Origin of the sequence: Acidaminococcus sp. CAG:542, assembly GCF_000437815.1 — a bacterium.
In the GTDB taxonomy this organism is placed as follows: Bacteria; Bacillota; Negativicutes; order Acidaminococcales; family Acidaminococcaceae; genus Acidaminococcus.
In genome coordinates this window covers 1-4,035 of sequence record NZ_FR902061.1, presented here as the reverse complement: position 1 = coordinate 4,035, position 4,035 = coordinate 1, and the positions used below count along the sequence as shown (strand labels likewise).

At 58.3% G+C, this 4,035-nt stretch carries 5 protein-coding genes and 1 tRNA gene; 3 read left to right on the top strand and 3 right to left on the bottom strand.

Going from position 1 to position 4,035, the window contains the following annotated elements; genetic code table 11:
- A partial coding sequence (locus QVO43_RS04785; RefSeq protein WP_288174538.1) for a nucleotidyltransferase family protein occupies nt 1-349 on the top strand: 349 nt, incomplete at its 5' end.
- A 31-nt stretch (nt 350-380) separates the two neighbouring features.
- Here QVO43_RS04785 and QVO43_RS04780 read toward each other — a convergent pair.
- The 3 genes from QVO43_RS04780 to rsmD are packed head-to-tail and all read right to left on the bottom strand — an operon-like array spanning nt 381 to nt 2,075.
- Complete coding sequence (locus tag QVO43_RS04780) at nt 381-941, bottom strand: hypothetical protein (protein ID WP_022487440.1); 561 nt, start codon at nt 939-941, stop codon at nt 381-383.
- A 31-nt stretch (nt 942-972) separates the two neighbouring features.
- On the bottom strand, nt 973-1,467 hold the full coding sequence (coaD, locus tag QVO43_RS04775; protein ID WP_022487439.1) for a pantetheine-phosphate adenylyltransferase: 495 nt from the start codon (nt 1,465-1,467) through the stop codon (nt 973-975).
- Between the two features lie 53 nt (nt 1,468-1,520).
- Nucleotides 1,521-2,075, bottom strand: a complete 555-nt coding sequence (rsmD, locus tag QVO43_RS04770; protein ID WP_022487438.1) for a 16S rRNA (guanine(966)-N(2))-methyltransferase RsmD — start codon at nt 2,073-2,075, stop codon at nt 1,521-1,523.
- Between the two features lie 60 nt (nt 2,076-2,135).
- Between rsmD and QVO43_RS04765 the strand changes: the two genes are divergently transcribed.
- Together QVO43_RS04765 and QVO43_RS04760 are read left to right on the top strand one after the other, a co-directional pair.
- Nucleotides 2,136-3,791 (top strand): DUF4127 family protein, encoded by a 1,656-nt coding sequence (locus QVO43_RS04765; protein WP_022487437.1) that lies wholly within the window; start codon nt 2,136-2,138, stop codon nt 3,789-3,791.
- Between the two features lie 24 nt (nt 3,792-3,815).
- Nucleotides 3,816-3,892 (top strand) — tRNA-Pro (locus tag QVO43_RS04760).
- Nucleotides 3,893-4,035: the final 143 nt, after the last annotated feature.

Sequence of the window (4,035 nt, the reverse complement as noted above, 5' to 3'; positions counted from 1 at the left end):
CCAGGTGCGCACCCGGCGGTATTCCCCTTCCCGGATCCGGCGGATCCTGTGGCAGTTCCTGCTGTCCGGCCCGGACTGTCCTTTCCGCCAGGGGGCCCAGGAAGGGCCGCAGTACCTGCGGGTGCTGGGGTTCACGGACCGGGGACGGCAGCTGCTCCGGGCCATGAAGCATACCGCCCGTCTCCCCCTTCTCACCGCCATCCAGAAGGACACCCTGGCCAAGGCCCCCTCCCCCGCCTTCCGCCGCCAGCTCCAGCTGGACCTGAGGGCCCAGGACCTGTACCAGCTGGTGACCGAAGGAAAGATCACGGACCGGGATTACAAAGAAAAGCCTGTTATGCTGCCTTGAGCAGCACAACAGGCTTTTTCCGTTGCGTCCCTTATTTCTCTTCTTCCCCTTTGTCCCCGGCGTTCAGCTGGTGGTCGGCGTCGTAGCTGGATTTCAGGGCGTTCCCGTTGTCCCGTACGGCACTGAGGGTCTTGGTGAGGTTTTCTTCCAGATAGTTGAACACGTCCATGGCGTACTGCATGGATTCGCTGTGGAGCTTTTCCGCATAGGCATCTGCAGCCGCCCGCATATCCCGGTCGTACTGCTGGGTGGTGGCGATGATCCCGTTGGCTTTTTCTTCCGCAGCCTTCACCACTTCTTCCTGGCGCACCAGACGGTCCGCTTCCGCCTTGGCCAGATCCACAATCCGTCCCCCTTCTGCATGGGCCTGTTCCACAATGTGGTCGGCTTCCGCCCGGGACTTGTCGATGATGTTCTTCTGTTCTTCCAGCAGGTCATGGGCCCGTTTCACTTCCAGAGGCACCGCCGCTCTCAGCTTGTCCATCACCATGGTGATTTCGTTTTCGTCGATCATCACCTTGTTGACAAGAGGGATCCTCCAGCCATCTGACAGAATGCTTTCCATTTCGTCCAAGATTTTATCCAATTCCATGACCATCGTTCCTTCCTTTTTGTATTCGATCCTACCGTTTGAGAGATTGTTTCCCCCGGGCCATCACTTGCTCCCGGATGCAGTCCGGTACAAAACCGGAAATATCGCCGCCGAAATAGACCATTTCCCGCACTCCGGAAGAGCTGAGATAGGAATATTTGGCGTTGGTCATGATGAACACCGTTTCCAGCTGTTCATCGATTTCCTTCATGAGCAGCGCCCGCTGGAATTCGTATTCGAAATCCGTAAACGCCCGGAGACCCCGGACAATGAACCGGGCCCCTTTCTTTTCGCAGAATTCGTTGAGCAGGCCGGAAAAACATGTCACCCGCACATTGGGGATGTGGGCCGTTGCCTGACGGATCATGGAGACCCGTTCCTCCATGGAGAACATGGCCTTGTCCTTGGCCGGGTTCACGAACACGCTGATGATCAGTTCATCAAACATCTTGCTGGCCCGTTCAAAAATATCCAGATGTCCCATGGTCACCGGGTCGAAACTGCCCGGACATACCGCTTTACGCACGTTGAACCTCCAAGAGAAGCAGATTTGCTACGTACCATTATAACAAAAACGGTTCAGCTTTTCCACACTATTAGGGAGATTTTCGTATCTCCGTACTTTTCCTGCCGGAATTCCGTACCCTGGGGCAGATAGTCTGCCGGATCCTCCTCCAGGGAGTGTTCCAGCACCAGGAGACCGCCCTCCTTCAGCACCGGCCATTTTTCCAGGGCCTCCACCACTTTCCGGTTCAGTCCCTTGTCATAGGGCGGGTCCGAAAAGATCACATCGAAGGCCTTTCCCTGCTGGGCCATCATGGCAAGACCGTTCACCGCGTCGGTGTGGATCAGGGTCACCTGCTCTCCGGCCCGTGCCTTTTCCACATTGGCCTTCACCAGCTTCAGGCTCTCCCGGCTTTTGTCGAAATAGACGATCTGTTCCGCTCCCCGGCTCCAGGCTTCCAGCCCCAGGTTCCCGGTGCCTGCAAAGGCGTCCAGCACGGTGCTGCCGGGGATCCGGCTCTGGATGATGTTGAACAGGGCTTCCTTCACCCGGTCCGCTGTAGGCCGCACCAGATAGTTCTTCGGGGTCACCAGTTTCAGTCCCCTGGCCTTTCCCGTAATGATTCGCATACACAAAACCTCTTCCGTACGTTATAATAGATTATTATACTGTGAAAGGAGCATCCCCCCGTGAAGCTGAAGAAACCCCTTCTGGCTCTTGCCGCTGCAGCCATGGCCGCAGGTGTATTGTATCATACTCTGGCACCCAGAGGGGCTGTTTTTTCTCCCGGAGAGGTACCGGCGGCGGAAAAATGGGCCCTTCTGCCCCTGGACAACCGGCCTCCCTGCCGGGATTTCACCGAAGAACTGGGGGCCCTGGGGGGCATCCATTTCACCGCACCCCCTGATGAGATCATGGACTGGTACGACGAACCGGCCAAGGTACCAGCTCTCAAATCCTGGCTCACCGGCATCATGCCCGGCCAGCAGGGAGCGCTACTTTCTTCGGACCTTCTGATCTTCGGAGGCCTGCTCCATTCCCGGATGGAGCCCCTGACGGACCGGAAGGCGGGAGACTTCTTCACGTACCTGGAGGACCTGAAGGAAGACAACCCGGACAAGCAGTTCTACCTGTATTCCATCATCCCCCGTCTGCTGATCAGCGACCATGTGCTGCCGGACCGGTGGTACCAGTGGCATCTTATGACCTGGACCATTAACATGGACAAGAAGATCCGGGGGCTGCCCTACGACAAGGAGAACTACGAAGAAGTCAAGGCCCTGATCCCCATGGACCTGAAGTGGAAGTACATCACCCTGTACCGGGACAACGACCGGTTCAATGAGGAGCTGGTCCAGTTCGTCACCGAAGAGAACCTGACGGACCTGGTGATCGGCCAGGACGATGCCCATCCCTACGGACTGCCCAACTACAACCGGCTGAACGCGGGAGCCTACCCCAAGGCCTACGACCTGCATCCCCCCATCTACACCTCCCAGGGGGCGGACGAACTGGGGACCCTGGCCGCCGCCAGGATCTACAGCCGGCGCACCGGATACCGTCCCAGGATCAAAGTGCTCTACGGGGACCCGGCCATGAAGGACTACACCCTCCATTTCGTTCCCCTGACCCTGGGGCAGATTGCGGAAGAAAAGATCAAGCTGGCCAACGGGGTGGAAACCGGTTCCCTGGATGAGGCGGATTTCGTCCTGTACATCCACTGCGGCGGGGAAAAGGACGAAGACTATACCAGGATCGCCAGAGACATCAAAAGCCTGATGGAACGGAAACCGGTGGCTCTGGTGGACCTGTCCACCCGGTTCGCCGCCGGAGACTGCATCCTGCCCCATCTCATGGCCAACGGGACGCCCCTGCCCCGGCTGCTGTCCTATTCCGGCTGGAACACCGCCTCCAACGCCATCGGCACTGCCGTGGCCCAGGGGACCATTGTGTCCGGCCAGGCAAAACGGCTGCCCAAGGACCAGCTTCCTGCCCTGTACAGCGCCAATTTCCGGTTCAACTACGCCCGGTTCCTGGACGACTGGGCCTACCAGAAGCTGATCCGGCCCCATATGGCGGAGCTCCAGGACTTCAACGGCGTGGACCCGGAAAAAGGCGGGGATTATCCCAACGCCGCCACCTGCTACCTGTCCCGGGAGCTGGGGATCTACCACCAGGTGCTCCTGTGGTACTGCCGCCAGTTCCCCTACTATGAAGAGGTCGGGACCCGGTACTGGTTCCGGGACGCCCAGTTCGCCGTAAACCTGCCTTGGGAGCGGCCTTTCGAGATCCGGCTGAAAATTTTTCCGGAATTTGGCAAAGAACAGTTGACAAATGGCCGCTGACCCTCTATAATTTATTTGTGTTGTCGGGGCGTAGCGCAGTTTGGTAGCGCGCTTGGTTCGGGACTAAGAGGCCGCAGGTTCGAATCCTGTCGCCCCGACCAACTTTTAAAAAGGACAGCCGTCACCTTCGGGTGGCGGCTTTTTTCGGGTTCATCGTTTGTCGTTTTAGAGGCCAGATGCCAGGCATCTGGCTTTGAACGTATTGGCCCTCTGGGCGGCCGGGACGGGTTTGCCTTCGGCGAAC